This window comes from Streptomyces sp. NPDC101132, assembly GCF_044759225.1.
GTDB lineage: Bacteria > Actinomycetota > Actinomycetes > Streptomycetales > Streptomycetaceae > Streptomyces.
Genome location: NZ_JBIVYX010000018.1, coordinates 62,108 through 77,097, shown reverse-complemented (window position 1 = coordinate 77,097; position 14,990 = coordinate 62,108). Strand labels below are relative to the sequence as shown.

The 14,990-nt window shown below is 74.8% G+C and carries 15 protein-coding genes and 1 pseudogene; 8 read left to right on the top strand and 8 right to left on the bottom strand.

Translation table 11 applies throughout. The features are described from left to right. Positions 1-10: 10 nt before the first annotated feature. A complete protein-coding gene (locus ACIQUR_RS31505) occupies positions 11-688 on the bottom strand; it encodes a restriction endonuclease (RefSeq protein ID WP_403671718.1) in 678 nt (225 codons plus the stop codon). A gap of 324 nt (positions 689-1,012) precedes the next feature. Between ACIQUR_RS31505 and ACIQUR_RS31500 the strand changes: the two genes are divergently transcribed. Then, positions 1,013-1,582 carry a hypothetical protein gene (locus tag ACIQUR_RS31500; protein ID WP_403671715.1) on the top strand — a complete coding sequence of 190 codons (570 nt, stop codon included), beginning with the start codon at positions 1,013-1,015 and terminating at the stop codon, positions 1,580-1,582. Positions 1,583-1,643: 61 nt separating this feature from the next. On the opposite strand, the gene ACIQUR_RS31495 is transcribed toward ACIQUR_RS31500, so the two are convergent. Beyond that, positions 1,644-2,915 carry a cation:proton antiporter gene (locus ACIQUR_RS31495; RefSeq protein ID WP_403671712.1) on the bottom strand — a complete coding sequence of 424 codons (1,272 nt, stop codon included), beginning with the start codon at positions 2,913-2,915 and terminating at the stop codon, positions 1,644-1,646. Positions 2,916-2,921: 6 nt separating this feature from the next. After that, positions 2,922-3,392: a cation:proton antiporter regulatory subunit gene (locus ACIQUR_RS31490; RefSeq protein WP_403671709.1), complete on the bottom strand. Its 471-nt coding sequence runs from the start codon at positions 3,390-3,392 to the stop codon at positions 2,922-2,924. Between the two features lie 279 nt (positions 3,393-3,671). Between ACIQUR_RS31490 and ACIQUR_RS31485 the strand changes: the two genes are divergently transcribed. The 4 genes and pseudogenes from ACIQUR_RS31485 to ACIQUR_RS31470 all read left to right on the top strand — a co-directional run bounded on the left by ACIQUR_RS31485 (position 3,672) and on the right by ACIQUR_RS31470 (position 6,254). Then, a complete protein-coding gene (locus ACIQUR_RS31485) occupies positions 3,672-4,625 on the top strand; it encodes a histidine kinase (RefSeq protein WP_403671706.1) in 954 nt (317 codons plus the stop codon). Continuing rightward, entirely contained in the window at positions 4,622-5,287 is a 666-nt protein-coding gene (locus tag ACIQUR_RS31480; RefSeq protein ID WP_403671704.1) for a response regulator, read from the top strand. Before ACIQUR_RS31485 ends, ACIQUR_RS31480 begins: the two co-directional genes overlap by 4 nt. Before the next feature lie 166 nt (positions 5,288-5,453). Continuing rightward, positions 5,454-5,738: pseudogene (locus tag ACIQUR_RS31475) on the top strand (UBP-type zinc finger domain-containing protein); the annotation flags it as partial. Continuing rightward, entirely contained in the window at positions 5,736-6,254 is a 519-nt protein-coding gene (locus ACIQUR_RS31470; RefSeq protein WP_403671904.1) for a DUF427 domain-containing protein, read from the top strand. The pseudogene ACIQUR_RS31475 and the gene ACIQUR_RS31470, both read left to right, overlap by 3 nt. A gap of 135 nt (positions 6,255-6,389) precedes the next feature. Here the strand turns inward: ACIQUR_RS31470 and ACIQUR_RS31465 are convergent, their stop codons facing one another. After that, positions 6,390-8,381: a glycosyltransferase gene (locus ACIQUR_RS31465; protein WP_403671701.1), complete on the bottom strand. Its 1,992-nt coding sequence runs from the start codon at positions 8,379-8,381 to the stop codon at positions 6,390-6,392. Positions 8,382-8,679: 298 nt separating this feature from the next. Here ACIQUR_RS31465 and ACIQUR_RS31460 point away from each other — a divergent pair, with 298 nt between their 5' ends. Continuing rightward, positions 8,680-9,984, top strand: coding sequence for a glycosyltransferase (locus ACIQUR_RS31460; RefSeq protein ID WP_403671698.1), 1,305 nt, complete (start codon positions 8,680-8,682; stop codon positions 9,982-9,984). 35 nt (positions 9,985-10,019) lie between these two features. On the opposite strand, the gene ACIQUR_RS31455 is transcribed toward ACIQUR_RS31460, so the two are convergent. Both ACIQUR_RS31455 and ACIQUR_RS31450 read right to left on the bottom strand, forming a co-directional pair. Next, entirely contained in the window at positions 10,020-10,712 is a 693-nt protein-coding gene (locus ACIQUR_RS31455) for a DUF2071 domain-containing protein (RefSeq protein WP_403671695.1), read from the bottom strand. Positions 10,713-10,812: 100 nt separating this feature from the next. Next, positions 10,813-11,514: an SDR family NAD(P)-dependent oxidoreductase gene (locus ACIQUR_RS31450; RefSeq protein ID WP_403671692.1), complete on the bottom strand. Its 702-nt coding sequence runs from the start codon at positions 11,512-11,514 to the stop codon at positions 10,813-10,815. A 229-nt stretch (positions 11,515-11,743) separates the two neighbouring features. Here ACIQUR_RS31450 and ACIQUR_RS31445 point away from each other — a divergent pair, with 229 nt between their 5' ends. Beyond that, positions 11,744-12,193 carry an SRPBCC family protein gene (locus tag ACIQUR_RS31445; protein WP_403671689.1) on the top strand — a complete coding sequence of 150 codons (450 nt, stop codon included), beginning with the start codon at positions 11,744-11,746 and terminating at the stop codon, positions 12,191-12,193. A 69-nt stretch (positions 12,194-12,262) separates the two neighbouring features. Here ACIQUR_RS31445 and ACIQUR_RS31440 read toward each other — a convergent pair whose 3' ends face one another. Next, complete coding sequence (locus ACIQUR_RS31440) at positions 12,263-12,541, bottom strand: hypothetical protein (RefSeq protein WP_403671686.1); 279 nt, start codon at positions 12,539-12,541, stop codon at positions 12,263-12,265. Between the two features lie 162 nt (positions 12,542-12,703). On the opposite strand from ACIQUR_RS31440, the gene ACIQUR_RS31435 reads away from it, so the two are divergent. Beyond that, entirely contained in the window at positions 12,704-13,738 is a 1,035-nt protein-coding gene (locus ACIQUR_RS31435; protein ID WP_403671682.1) for an SDR family oxidoreductase, read from the top strand. Here the strand turns inward: ACIQUR_RS31435 and ACIQUR_RS31430 are convergent. Continuing rightward, on the bottom strand, positions 13,729-14,799 hold the full coding sequence (locus ACIQUR_RS31430) for a helix-turn-helix transcriptional regulator (RefSeq protein ID WP_403671679.1): 1,071 nt from the start codon (positions 14,797-14,799) through the stop codon (positions 13,729-13,731). The two genes, ACIQUR_RS31435 and ACIQUR_RS31430, sit on opposite strands and share 10 nt — an antisense overlap. Positions 14,800-14,990: the final 191 nt, after the last annotated feature.

Genomic DNA, 14,990 nt, shown 5'->3' with positions numbered 1-14,990 from the left:
ACAGGGCCCATCAGACCCCCCGCTCGGACGGCGCCCCCACACCCGCCTCCCACGGCGGGGGCGCCTGCTGGGCGCTCCACGCCGCCAGCCCCTCGGCGTCGACGCAGATGATGCCGCAGCGGGCGGCGTAGTCGGCGGCCGGCTCGGTGAAGCCGCTGGTGGTCACGACGACCGCGAAGGACGCCCCGTGGACCGAGAAGCAGGTGCCGCCGAACCGCTGGAGGTCCTGCGACCCCACCCGGCGGTCGGGGTGGTAGCGCTTGCACTGGAGCACCACCCGCGCCCCCTCGCGCGTCGTGGCCACGACGTCCGCGCCCAGGTCCCCGGCCCCGCCTGACACCTCGACGGCGGTACAGCCGTCCCTGGCGCACAGCGCGGCGACGGCGTGCTCGAACTCCGCCGGGTCCAGGCTGCCGTGGTCCACGGGAACGTCCGGCCCGGCGTGCACGGCGCCACGCGGAGCCGGCACCCCGTCCGCGCGTGCCCCGCGGGACCCGGCGTACCGGCCCCACCGGACCCCGTCCCGCCTGCGGCCGACGAGCGTCAGGCCGCCCACCACGAACACCGCGGGCACCGCCCAGACCGCGAGGGGCGTTCCCGTCGCCGACCACGTCCGGAAGGCCAGCAGCAGTCCGCCGAGCAGGATGCCGGCCAGTCCGACCGCCAGCACGACGTCCCTCTTGCGCACCCGTCCCGTCCCCGGCCCCTCGGTCCCACCGCCGGCCGGCACGTGCACGGCCCCGGCGCCGACGGCCTCTTCCGCAGGTGTGTCCACCGCCCCGTCCCCCTCCCGATCCACAAGATCGACTCCTGTCGGCCGCTCCTTCCCGCCCAGCCCGGCCGTACGCCCCGCCGAAGGCGACGCGTATCGGTGCCCCGGACTCCGCCTCCACGGACCCGGCAGCTCAAATCACCCTCAGGAGTGGCCGGTTCCTCTACCCGAGTCGATCAAGGGCCTCCTACGGTGGCGCCCACCGGGCCCCGCGGGGGCTCTCGACCGTCCGGAGCCGTGATGCGCACGACCGCTCTCCTCCCCCTGACCGTCCTGGCGGGTTGCCTCGCCCTGACGTCCTGTACGGCCGCCACCACGGGCACCCGGGCCGCCGCACCCGCCAACGAGGCCTCCGCCCCCGCCGCCCGCACCACCCCGCGGGACGCGGGCAACGCACCGGCCCGCGCGACGCTCACCAAGGCCCCCGCCTCCGACGGCCGTACCCTCCTCACCGTCGCCCCGACCACCGGCTCCCGGTCCTACGCCCTCGACGAGCTGCTCGCCCCGGGTGACCTCGCCGTCCACATCAGCTGCGAGGGCCGCGGAAGGATCGAGGTCTCCCTCGGTCCCCGAGACGACGACGCCTTCGGCGGACCGTCCTCCCCCGAACCGTCCGGGCGGGCCCGGGACACGGGCGTGGCCATGAGCTCCGTCGAACTCTGCGCACCCGGCCAGGTGACTCCCCGCAGGGACGTGACGGCCCTCTCCGCTCCCGCGCGCCTCACCGACGTCACGGTCACCGCCACGCCCGGCGTCCACTGGGCCCTCACCCTGTCCCACGGCCCTGCCACGAAGCCCCCCACCACCTGACCGCCCCCTGATTCCTCCGCTCACCGCCCGAGAGAGGCCGGCTCCGGGGACGGCGTGGCGCTCACGCGCGGCCGGCCGGATCCTGGGCCTGGTCCGTGAGGTCCTCGCCGGACCCCGCCCGGGACGGCGACGCCGCGTTCACGGGCGGAACGGGCACGACAGGCGAGCCGGGCGGCGTGCGGCGCCCCGCGAACCAGACGGCCGCGGGCTCGGTGTACCGGGCCGTCAGCGGCCCCAGCACCACGAGGATCAGCACGTACGCCGTGGCGAGCGGCCCCATGTCCGGCTCGATGCCCGCGGTGACGGCGAGTCCGGCGATGACGATGGAGAACTCGCCGCGGGCCACGAGCGTGCCACCGGCCCGCCAACGGCCCTTCACCCCGACCCCCGCCCGCTTGGCTGCCCAGTACCCGGTCGCGACCTTCGTACCCGCGGTGACGACGGCGAGGGCGAGCGCGGGCAGCAGCACGGGCGGGATGCTCGCGGGGTCGGTGTGCAGGCCGAAGAAGACGAAGAACACGGCGGCGAACAGGTCGCGCAGCGGGCTCAGCAGACTGTGCGTCCCCTCGGCGACCTCGCCGGACAGCGCGATGCCGACCAGGAACGCCCCGACCGCCGCGGACACCTGGAGCTGCTGGGCGATGCCGGCCACCAGCAGCGTCAGGCCGAGGACCACCAGGAGCAGCTTCTCCGGGTCGTCGCTGGAGACGAAGCGCGAGATGTGGCGCCCGAAGCGGACCGCGACGAACAGGACCGCACCCGCGACGCCGAGGGCGATGGCCAGCGTCGCGCTCCCGGCGGCCAGGCTCACGCCGGCGAGGAGGGCGGTGACGATCGGCAGGTAGACCGCCATCGCCAGGTCCTCCAGGACCAGGATCGACAGGATGACCGGCGTCTCGCGATTGCCGACCCGCCCGAGGTCGCCCATGACCTTGGCGATCACCCCGGAGGACGAGATCCAGGTGACGCCGGCCAGGACGACGGCGGCGACCGGGCCCCAGCCCATGAGCAGGGCCGCGGCCGCTCCGGGTACGGCGTTGAGGCCGAAGTCGACCAGCCCGGCCGGGTACTGGGTCCTGAGGTTGGAGACCAGGTCCGACGCGGTGTACTCCAGGCCCAGCATCAGCAGCAGGAGGATGACACCGATCTCGGCGCCGATCGCCACGAACTCCTCGCTGGCGGGGAGCGGGAGGAGCCCGCCGGTGCCGAAGGCGAGCCCGGCCAGCAGGTAGAGCGGGATGGGGGAGAACTTCAGACGTCCGGCGACCCGGCCGAGCAGGCCCAGACCGAGGATGATCGCACCGAACTCGATGAGGAAGAAGGCGGAGTGCACGGGCGGTCACTCCCGCCCGAGTATGGACGCGGCTGCCTCGACACCCTCGCGGGTGCCGATCACGATCAGGGTGTCCCCGCCGGCCAGGCGGAAGTCCGGCGCGGGCGAGGGCCGCGCCTCGGCGCGGCGCAGCACGGCCACGATCGACACCCCGGTCTCGGTCCGCATCCGGGTCTCGCCCAGGACCCGGCCGTTCCAGTGGGAGTGCGCGGACAGCTCGATCCGCTCGGCCACCAGACCGAGATCGGTCGTGTGCAGCAGGTTCGGGCTGTGGTGGGCGGGCATCAGCGCGTCGATCAGGGAGGCCGTCTCGGGACCCGTCAGGTGCAGCGACTGGGCGCAGGCGTCGGGGTCGTCGGACCGGTACAGGTTCACGGTCCGGGTGCCGTCGCGGTGCGCGATCACCGACAGGTGGCGGTGCTCGCGGGTGGTGAGGTCGTACTGGACCCCGATGCCGGGCAGTGGTGTGGTGCTCATCCGTGGAGCAGGCACAGCTGTCCCCCTCGTGTTCGCTTCGTGCTGCGGGATGCCGTGGCGGCGGACGCTCGGTCCCAGGCAGGAGACGCCGCGCGGCGGGGCCATCCTGCCACCTTCCGTCCGCCCGGAGGATGGGTGTCGGCACGGATGGACAACGGTCCTCCGGCCGCGTGAGGATGGGCCGGGGGAGTGGGCTCCGTTGCAGCTCAGACCACCTGGGCGAGACGGCCGCAGCGGCCGCGACGGATGTCGGGGGACCGGCTGGAAAGGCGAGTGGCCGTGTCGTTGTACTGGCGGATCTTCCTCCTGAACGCCGGCGTCCTGGTACTCGCGGTGGCCCTGCTCTTCGGTCCGGTCACCGTCTCCACGCCGGTGCTCTTCGGCGAGGCGGTCGTCCTGCTCGCCGGGCTGGCCGCCATGCTCGTCCTCAACGCCGTGCTCCTCAAGATCGGGCTTGCCCCGTTCGCCCGGCTGAACCGGGCCATGGCGACCGCCGACCTCCTCAAGCCCGGCACGCGCCCGGCCGTCACGGGGGACGGGGAGATCGCCGCACTCACCCGGACCTTCAACGCCATGCTCGACCGGCTCGAAGCCGAGCGGGCCACCAGCAGCGGCCGGGTCCTGACCGCCCTCGAAGGCGAACGGCAACGCATCGCCCGGGAACTCCACGACGAGGTCGGCCAGACCCTCACTGCCGTCCTCCTCCAGCTCAAGTACGCCGCCGACCGCGCCCCCGAGCCCCTCCGCACCGACCTCCACCAGGCCCAGGAGACCACCCGATCCAGCCTGGACGAGATCCGCCGCATCGCACGCCGGCTGCGCCCCGGGGTCCTGGAAGAACTCGGCCTGCACAGCGCACTGCGCTCCCTCGCCGCCGAGTTCACCACCCCCCGCCTGAGCGTCACCGCCCACATCACCCCCGGACCGCCCCACCTCGACCGGTCCACCGAACTCGTCCTCTACCGCGTGGCCCAGGAGGGCCTGACCAACGCCGCCCGCCACTCCGGCGCCACCCGCGTCGAGGTCCACCTGCGCCCCCTGCCCCACGGCGGCACCGAACTGCTGGTCAGCGACGACGGCCGCGGCCTCGCGGACGCACCCGAAGGCGCCGGCATCCAGGGCATGCGCGAACGCGCCCTCCTCATCGGCGCCGAACTCGCCGTCGGCGCCGGCCCGCACGGCGGCACCCAGGTACGCCTGGACGTCCCCGACCCCGACAAGGCCACCCCATGACCCACCCCCCGGCCGGGCCCGCCCGGATCCTGCTCGCCGACGACCACGCCCTGGTCCGCCGCGGCGTACGCCTCATCCTCGACGCAGAGCCCGACCTGACCGTGGTCGCCGAGGCCGCCGACGGCGCCGAAGCGGTTGCCCGGGCCCGCTCCCTCGATCTCGACCTGGCCGTCCTCGACATCGCGATGCCCCGCCAGACGGGCCTCCAGGCCGCCCGCGAACTCGCCCGCGTCCGCCCCGGCCTGCGGATCCTCATCCTCACCATGTACGACAACGAGCAGTACTTCTTCGAAGCACTGCGCGCCGGCGCCTCCGGCTACGTCCTCAAGTCCGTCGCCGACCGCGACCTCGTCGAAGCCTGCCGCGCCGCACTGCGGGACGAACCCTTCATCTACCCCGGCGCGGAAACGGCCCTCGTCCGCAGCTACCTCGACCGCGTCCGCAACGGCAGCCCGCTGCCGGAACGGACCATCACCGAGCGGGAGGAGGAGATCCTCAAGCTCGTCGCCGAGGGCCACAGTTCCAAGGAGATCGGCGAACTCCTCGTCATCAGCCCCAAGACGGTCGAGCGGCACCGCGCCAACCTCCTCCAGAAACTCGGCCTCCGCGACCGCCTCGAACTCACCCGCTACGCCATCCGCGCCGGCCTGATCGAGCCGTGACCGCCCCCTCGGCGCGGGACCGGGACGAGGCCGGTCGGGAAGCGGCGCACCGGGACGGGCCGCCGACGTCCTGCATCCCCCGCGCGGCGTCGGGGTGAAGAAGGGGTGAGACGAGGGACGGCGGAGGAGAGATCGTGGACAGCACTGCACCGGCCGGTGATCACCGATGACCACGTGGGCGCCCCGGCACGACGGCGGACGGCCCTCGGGGAGGGACTGTTCCCACACCAGTACGGCCGAACCCGCGCCGCTGAGCGAGACGTGCACGGCGTGCGCGGCACGTGGCCGCGCCCCGGCCGACCTGCTGCTCTGCCTGACCTGCGGCCACGTGGGCTGCAGCGACAGCTCGCCCGGCGCGCACGCGACGACGCACTTCGACTCCAGCGGCCACCCGGTGGCCCGCGCCCTGGCCCGCGGCCGGGAGTGGGCCTGGTGCTACGAGGACGAGGTGTACCTGGATCCGCTGCCCGAACAGCCCGTGCCGCACCCCGCCCCACGGCCGCCCGAGTCCGTCTGGGACTACCCGCGCCCGCCCGCCGTACGGGAGGACGACCGCCTCGTCCGGGTCGAGTGCGCCGGCCAGGTGGTGGCGGAGACCCGCAGGTCCGTCCGGGTGCTGGAGACCAGTCATCCGCCGGTGTTCTACATCCCTCCGGCGGACGTCCGTACGGAGCTGCTGGCCCCGGCGCTCTCGGGCCGGTCCTGGTGCGAGTGGAAGGGCTCGGCCCGGTACTGGGACGTGGTCGTGGGGGACGACGTACGCGCCCGCGCCGCCTGGAGCTATCCCCGTCCCGAACCCCGCTTCACCGCCCTCAGGGACTACGTCGCCTTCTACCCGGGCCGCGTGGACCGCTGCACGGTCGCCGGAGAGGCGGTCACGGCGCAGGAGGGCGACTTCTACGGCGGCTGGATCACCTCGGAGGTGCGCGGGCCGTTCAAGGGCGGGCCGGGCACCCTGCTGTGGTGACGCCGACCCGCCCCTCCTCTGGTGCGGTCGACCTGCCGCCCCGGCTGTGGGGCCGACCCGCCGCCCCCGCGTGGTGAGGCCGAACCGCCGCCCGGCCCCACCCGACCCCTCCCGTCCCGGCCCCCGAGTCCCTGCTCAGCCGGCGTCCAGCGCGGTGTACTCGGCGGCCAGTTCGTCCGCCATGCGTGCCATGGAGAACCGCTCGGCGACCAGCGCCCTGCCCGCCGCCGCGTAGCGGCGCCGGTCGTCGACGGAGGTGGCGGCGATCCGCCGCAGGCCCCGCATCAGGCCCGCCTGGCCGGACGTGTCCATCAGGAGGCCGTTGACCTGGTCGCGGAGGTAGTGCGCGACCCCGCCCCGGCGCGGACCGGCGACGGGAAGGCCGGCGTCCATCGCCTCCAGGACCGCTATCCCGAACTCCTCCTTCACGCTCGGGCAGACGTACCAGCAGCAGGCGTCGCCCGTGCGCCGTGCCAGGGCACGCTGCAGCCGGCGCACCTCGGTGTTCGGCAGGGCCGGCAGCAGCGCCAGGCGGCGCGCGGCCTGCGGGTACGGGGCGAGGAGGCCGTCGATGCGGCGGCGGACGTCGTCCTCCACGGCGGTGCCGGTGCCGGGGCTGCCGCCGACGAGGACGAGGGCCGTGGTGCGGTGGGCGCCCGTCGCCAGCCAGGACCGGACCAGGAGGTCCTGCTGCTTGACCGGGTGCAGCCGGCCCACGCACAGCAGCACGGGAAGGTCGCGGTCCCCGGGGTCGAGGGCGTCGGGGCGGGTCCCGTCCCGGTAGAGCCGCTCCAGCGCCTCGCGCCGCCGCTCGTCCTCGTCGGGCGCCGACCGGTACGGTGCGATGCCTTCCGGCGGGGCGCTGGGTCCGCGTCCTTCGTTGAGCCGGGCGAGACCGGGGAAGTGGCGGACGAGTTCGCGGGTCCCGCCGCGTCCGGGAATACCGACGACCGCGTCCGCGCGCTCCACCAGCCGGTCGGCCACGAAGACCCGGTGCAGATCGTGCCGCAGCGCGTCCGCCGCCGTGGGGTCGGCGGGATCGCCGGCGGCGTGCCGCTCGGCGAGTCCGCGGTGCGGGTCGGGTGTGGCCGTGAAGACCAGCCGGGCGCCCAGGTGCTCGGCGGCGTCGGCGAGGGCCAGACTGCCGTCGTCGGCGTACCGGACGTGCAGCACGTCCGGGCGCCGCGGCAGGGCGCCGAGCAGGCGGACCGCCCACCAGGTGAGTGCGGGGCGGTGGCGGTGCATCTCCGCCTGAGCCGGGGCCGAGGGGGCGTCCACGGGGAGCCGCAGCACCCAGTGCCCGGGGGCGCGTTCGTACACAGGCCGGCCGTCGGCTGCGAGGTCCTCGTACCCGGCGGTCACGACGGTGATGACGCCGGATATCCCGTCGGTCGCGGCCAGCCGGTCGCCGAGCCCGCCCAGCAGCACTGCCAGTCCACCGCTCATCCCCTGCCCCGGCGTGTCCAGGCCGCCCAGCAGCATGCTCTGGGCGACCAGCCGGCCCGCGCGCCCCTGCCCGTCCGGGCCGAACACGGGTACCGGGGGAGCCAGCAGGAGCCGCTCGTACGCGTCCCCGGCCTCGGCGGGACGGGGCAGGTGGCCGGGACCGCCGGGGAGCTGACGCAGGTACCGCCAGGCGGAGTGGCGTACCGCCCGGTGCGTGGTGGTGCGCGCGAGCGACGCGCTCTCGACCGCGGTGAGGGGACGCAGGCCGGAGGCCACCGCGAGGTCCAGCAGGTGGCCGGCCCCCGGCCCGTCGCGGGACTCGCCGAGCAGGCCCCGCAGGACCTCCTCCGCATGCCGCGGGCCGTGCCAGCGCACGGTCTCCGGCCACAGCTCCGTGAGCACGGCCATGAGGCGGTGGTCGCCCTGCCGGTGGGCGAGCAGGGCCTCCGGCGTCAGCGGTACGCCCAGCCGGGCGGCGCGGCGCAGTCCCGCCACGGCCTTGTCCCGGCGGTCCACCCCGGGTCCCTCGCAGGGCGCGACGGCCCGCGGCCGCAGCCCGTACTCGGCTTCCAGCAGCCTCGCCAGGTCACCCTGCGCGTCCGGAAGACGCCCGTCGGGTCCCGGCCCGGGGAGGTGCGCGGTCCAGCCGGAGCCGTTGAAGAACGCGGTGCGGGCGGCCACCAGGGGGTCGTGGACTGCGGGGCCCGTCCCTCCCGGCCGTGCGGGGTCGTGAGCCGCCGAGGGGGGCGCGAAAGCGGTGCCGGCCACGGGTTCTCCTGTCTCAGGGACGGCGCTGACCTCTGTGTTTCGCGGCATGACGGCCTTCTGGATGCACCTGCTTCCGGTGCTGATCGCCACACCGCCCGACCTGCCCGTACGTGGCTACGATGCGCTGGCCCGGGTCTGCCGGACAGCGGGCGGAAGACGCCTTCGCCGAGGGGTTCGCATGCCGCGTGTCGTTGTCGTAAGTCCCCCGTTCATGTCCCACGCACGACCGCTGTCGGTCCTGGCCGGGGCCCTGCGCCGGCGCGGTGCGGACGTGCACTTCGCCTGCGCCCCGGCGTTCGAGCACCTGGCGCAGGAGGCCGGGGTGGGCTTCGAGCCGCTGACCGTGACGCGCAACGCCAACACCGGGGTGGCCGAGGCGACCGAGCAGGATGCCCGGGAGGCCGCCCGGCTGGCGGAGTTCCTGGACGCCACCAGGGAAGGTGCCGTGCCGGCGCTGCTGGCCCAGGCCCGCCACCGGCGGGACGACATGCTGGCCGACCCGGACGGCGTGCTCGACGCACTGCGCACGACCGACCGGAGGCTGCGCCCCGACTGGTACGTCGTGGACCAGCTCGGCTACCCGGTCACCCTGGCCCTGCACTGCCTGGGCGTGCCCTACGCGACCTTCTGCCCCGGACACCCCGGCTACGTGCTCTCCGGCCCCGACGCGTACTTCGGCGTCCCCTACGCCTGGCCCGACGCACTGCGGCCCGACCCGGAGCGGCTGCGGGAACTCGGGGCCGCGGCGCGGCAGAACGACGAGGCCTTCACCGCCCTGTTCGCGGCCTTCGCGCGGCGCCACGCGCCCTCCCGGCCGGCCCCGGGCCGGGCCTTCGCCCTCACCTCGTCGCACGCCGTCGTCTACGCCTACCCGGCGTTCCGCTGGCTGCCCGCCCCTCCACCGGGCCCGGTGCACCTGTTCGCCGGGCACATGGCCGCACCCCCGGACCCCCTCGACTCCCCGTGGGAGGCGCGCCTGAAAGCGCTGCGGTCGCCTGGCCGGCGGCTCGTCCTGGTCGCGCTCGGTACGTTCCTGTCCGCGCGCGACGACGTCCTGCGCACCGCCGTCACGGGCCTCCTCGACGGCATGCCGGACGTGTCGGTCGTCGTCGCGGCCGGGGAACGGGCCGCCGCGCTGGCCGGCCTCGCCGGCGAACGGGCCGTGGTGGTCCCGTCGGTGCCCCAGCGCGCGCTGCTGGAGCAGGCGGACGCGATGGTGTACCACGGCGGCAGCAACTCCTTCACCGAATGCCTGCGGGCGGGCGTGCCCGCGGTGGTGCTGCCGTTCTCCAGCGACCAGTTCTCCGTGGCCCGGGACGCGGAGCGCGCCGGTGCCGGTGTGGTGCTCGACCCGAACGCGCTGTCGCCGGCCGACGTCCCCGCCGCGCTCAGGACGCTGTGGCGGACGGTGAGCCCGCGTATGCCCGAACTGGCCGCGGCCGTACGGCGGCGGGGCCCCGACTGGGCGGCGGCGGAGCTGCTGGAGGCCATGGGCCGACGGAAGCCGGCGCACTGAACGCGGCGCCGTCGTGCCGGGGCAGGCCGGCCGGGTCACCTCCCGGGGGCGGGCAGCGGCACCGGCGGGCCGAAGACCACCGGGAGGCCGGGAGCGTACAGAACGCTCACGGGCTCGCCCTGCGGCCTCGACAGCCCGGCCGCCGCGACCAGGTCGTCCTCCCAGCCCAGCAGGCTGCACCGGCGGAAGGACCAGGCCGGGTGGGCGTTGGGCAGGTAGTAGGTGCGCCCGAGGAACCACTCGTGCAGCCCCCAGCGCCGGGTCAGGAACTCCTCCAGCGGGGTCGCCGCCACCGGCTCGTCCGCCACGTCCAGCCACACGAGTGCCCCGGGTCGAGCCCCCCGGCGCCGCCCCGTGCGGTACAGCAGTCGGCTGTCGAACCACTGGCTGTGGATGCGGGACCACCGGTAGGGCAGGCCGAACGCGCCGCGCGCCGTCAGCACGGGCAGCAGCCGGTCGCAGTCGAGCGAACGGAACACCACCCCGCGCCGTCCCGCGGCGTCCCGGCTGTACAGGCGGACGTTGACCTCCCCGAAGCTCCCCAGGTACGGCAGGGCCGGCGTCCGGCCGACGGCGAGGTCGTCCATGCGGAAGAAGACCAGGCCGACGTACGCCCGGCCCTGGTGGAGGTCGGGCACGGTGCCGGCCGGCAGCAGCCGGGCCACCTCGAACGGGTCGGCGGGCCAGTGCAGGAACACCAGGTCCCGCCAGCGCTGCCGGAACAGCACGCGCCGCACCGTACGCGGAGCCAGCGGGGTCAACGCCTCCGCGGGGCGGGTGCCGCGGGACGAAAGGCCGTACCCGGCAGGTCTTCCCGGCATGTCCGCCCTACCGCACCACTTCGAGCCCTGCACCGCTGCCGGGACGCACGAGCCCCGCCCCCTCGGAGAGCGCCCGCACGATCACGTCCACCGCCTCCGCTACGGGCAGTCCCCGCGGCAGCGCCGGCGCCCGGCCGACGACGGCGCGCCCGGCGAAGCCCGTCTCCATGTGGGGCAGGTTGATCTCCAGCACGGTCACGCCCCGGCGCCGCTGCTCGCGGCGGACGGCCGTCAGCCAGGTGGCCAGCGCGGCCTTGGCGGCGGCGTAGTCCGCCATCCGCGCCGGTGCCGCCTCGGCGACGATCCCGGTCACCGCCGCGAGGACCCCGCCCTCGGGCAACCGGTCCCCGGCGGCCCGCAGGAACGCCATGGGCGCCAGCGCGTTCACCGCCATCAGGTGCTCGGACACCGCATCCTCCACCTCCCCGGCCGCCCCGAAGGCCGCGACTCCCACGCACACGACGACGCCGTCCAGGCCGCCCAGCTCCTCCTCCGCCCAGTCGACGGTCTGCACGCAGGAGTCGGTGTCCCAGGCGTCGAAGGTACGAGCGGGAGCGTGCCCGCACGCCGCCGAGACCCGGCTGAGGGCCTCACCGTCACGCCCGGCGAGCGCCGTACGGGCACCGAGGCCGTGCAACCGCACGGCGAGCGCCGCCCCGATCTCCCCGGTGGCACCCGGCACCAGCATCCGTGCACCCCGCAGATCCATGCCCCACCTCCCGCTCCGTCCCGTCGCCGACCAGGCACTACGCATCCCATTCGCCGGCCGGCCGCCGGCCGGATGCACCCGCCGGCACACCGGCGGCCACACGCCGGCGGCCCCGCGCAATATCGGTGGTGTCGGCCGGCGTGGGTCGGGGCAGGCGCGGCGGCAGGGCACGGACGCCCTCGCCGCCGGCGACCGCCGACGGCGACCGGAACCGGAAGGAGCCTTGCTGATGTCGCAGGTCAAGGAATCGATCCAGGTCGACGTGCCGGTGACGACGGCCTACAACCAGTGGACGCAGTTCGAGTCGTTCCCGCAGTTCATGGAGGGTGTCGAGCGCATCGACCAGCGGACGGACACCCTGACGCACTGGGTGACGAACGTCGCGGGCGTGGAGCGGGAGTTCGACGCGGAGATCACCGCGCAGATCCCGGATACCAAGGTCGCCTGGGTGACGGTGGGCGGTGACGCGAAGCAGGCCGGTCTGGTCACCTTCCGTCCGATCGACCCCGCGCACACCGAGGTGACGCTGATGATGGACTTCGACCCGGAAGGCATGGCCGAGACCATCGGCGACAAGCTCGGCTTCGTCGACCGGCAGGTCAAGGGCGACCTGAAGCGGTTCAAGCACTTCATCGAGGACCGCGGCACCGAGACGGGCTCCTGGCGCGGCACCGTCTGACCCCACCGCCCCACCCCACCCCCGCAGCGCGCACCCGCGAACCCGCGGATGCCCGCACCCGCCGCCGCCTCAGTGCGGTGGCGGTGCGGGGGTGAGGGCGTTGGCGACGCTGCAGCCGCCCTCCCCGGGCATGCGCTGGATCCGGGACGGCACCCACACGTCCGTGGCGCCGGGCCGCACACGGGCCAGGACACAATCCTGAGGTTCGAAGCCGTTGCCCCGCGCCGCCAGCAGGACCCCGACCTGTACGCCGTCTGACCTGACCTCGGTACGGATGGCCGGGTCCAGACGCAGGCCGGCGAGTGCACGGCGTACCGCGGCCTCGTCGGCCTTGCCGCCCTCAGGCACGCGCGGCAGCACCTGCGGTGGTTCGGGCGGCGGGGGCGAGCCCCCTGGTGTGTGGCCCGACCCGGACGTACGGACCACCAGTCCCTTGTCCGCGCAGCGGTCGGGGTGCGGCGCGGGACCTCCGGCAAAGGGTGACGTGTTCTGTCAGGTATGGCATGAACGATGGATGCCATGGCCAACGAGAAGAGCACCATCCGGAACACCAAGAGCACCCAGAACTCCCAGAACTCCCAGAGCACCCAGAACACCCGGAACACCATCCAGGCCGGCCCGGCCGGTCCGCTCGCGGGGCGGATCGCGCTCGTGGCGGGTGCCACCCGCGGGGCGGGACGGGCTCAGGCAGTCGAGCTGGGCCGGGCCGGTGCGACCGTGTACGTCACGGGCCGCACCACCCGGGCCCGGGCCCGCGAGGTGGGCCGCACCTCCGAGACCATCGAGGAGACCGCGGAACTCGTCACCGCGGCGGGCGGCACCGGGATCGCGGTGCCCACCGACCATCTCGACGAAGCCCAGGTACGCGCCCTCGTCGAGCGGATCGACAGCCGGTACGGGCGGCTCGACATCCTCGTCAACGACCTGTGGGGCGGCGAACACCTCCTGGTCTCCTCGGTGTTCGGGAAGAAGAGCTGGGAGACACCGCTGGCCGACGGCCTGCGGATCCTGGAGCTCGGCGCGCGCTCGCACGTGATCACGGCGGCGCTGCTGCTCCCGCTGCTGATCCGCTCCGACGCGCCGCTGCACGTGGAGGTGACCGACGGCACCGCGCACTTCAACCGCCGCTACCGGGAGAACATCTACTACGACCTGGCGAAGAACGCCCCGATCCGCCTCGCGTTCGGGCTGGGCCAGGAGCTCGCCCCGTACGGAGGCGCGGCGGTCGCGGTCTCGCCCGGCTTCCTGCGCTCGGAGCAGATGCTCACCCACTTCGGCGTCAGTGAGGAGAACTGGCGCGACGCGGTGGCCCAGGAGCCGTCGTTCGCGATCGCGGAGTCGCCGTACTACCTGGCCCGTGGGGTCGCGGCACTGGCCGCCGACCAGGACCGCGCGGAGCGGTGGAACGGCAAGTCCACCTCCAGCGCGGAACTCGCCAGGGCGTACGGGGTGACGGACGTGGACGGCAGCCGCCCGGACGCCTGGGCGTACTTCGAGGACGTGACCTACGGCGGCAAGCAAGCCTCCGCCGAGGACTACCGCTGACCTTCGCCCTCCTCGCTCTCCTCACCTTCCCCGGGCGACGCCGTCCCGGCGGCGGCCCGGTAGAGCGCGGCCAGCGCCGCCGCGTGCGCACGGAAGCGGGCCCGCAGCCGGGCCGGGGCCAGCACCTCGGCGTCCGCGCCGAGCCGGGTCAACTGGTCGAAGGCGACGTCCTCGGACTCCGCCGGCAGGTCGACGGTGACCAGGCCGGCGGGGTCCGGGGCGCTCGCCGAGGCGAGCGCGTCCGCGACGGCGGCCCCGTCCACCACGGCGGGCAGCCGCTCCAGCCCCGGGCCGGTCAGCCGGACCGTGACGGTGGTGCGCAGCAGGGTGCGAGCGAAGGCGGCCGAGCGGGCCTCCCAGTGCGCGGCCAGGTCGAAGGAGGCGTCGCGCACGAACACGTCCTGTCCGTCGGGCGCGGGACCCAGCGCGGTGATCCGGTCGACCCGGTACGTGCGCCAGCCGTCGTCCCGCCGCTCGCCCGGGACGCGGGCCACGACGTACCAGGTGCCGGCCTTCAGCACGAGCCCGTACGGCTCCACCGCCCGGGCCACGGCGGAGGGCGGCGCCCCGTCCCGGCCCGGCCGCGCGTACGACAGGACGACGGTCCGGTCCGCCCACACCGCGCGGGCCAGCTCCGGCAGCAGGTCCGGGGTGGCGGGTTCGCGGAACCAGGCGGGGGCGTCGAGGTGGAAGCGGCGCACCGATGACTCGGCGGCCTGGCGCACCGACGGGAGCAGGGTCGCGGTCAGCTTCAGCCGGGCGGTTTCCGCCGCCTCCGACAGCCCCAGGTCCCGCAACGCCGAGGGAAGACCGGACAGGAAGAGCGTCTCCGCCTCGCTCGGATGGAGCGTGGTGAGCCGGGTCCGGTATCCGGCGGCGAGGAAGTACCCGCCCACCCGGCCCCGCTCCGACCGGACGGGGACGCTGGCCTCCTGCAACGCCTGGGCGTCGCGGATCACGGTCCGCTCGGAGACCTCCAGCTCACGGGCGAGGGCGGCCGCGGTCAGGCCGGGGTGGGACTGGATCAGGAGAGCCATACGGATGAGACGGGCGGCACGCATCCTCAAAGGATCACCGATCCGACGTACAGTCGGGGACTCCCGCCGCCGGCCCACCCCGGCCGGCCCGGCCGGTGCGCACCAGTCGACCAGGAGACCATGACGCCGAGGCGCTACGCCTGCTGACGGACCGGAACGGACCCCGACGGCGCGAACCGCCCGCAAAATTGGGTGGGGCATACTTTTGCGGGCGG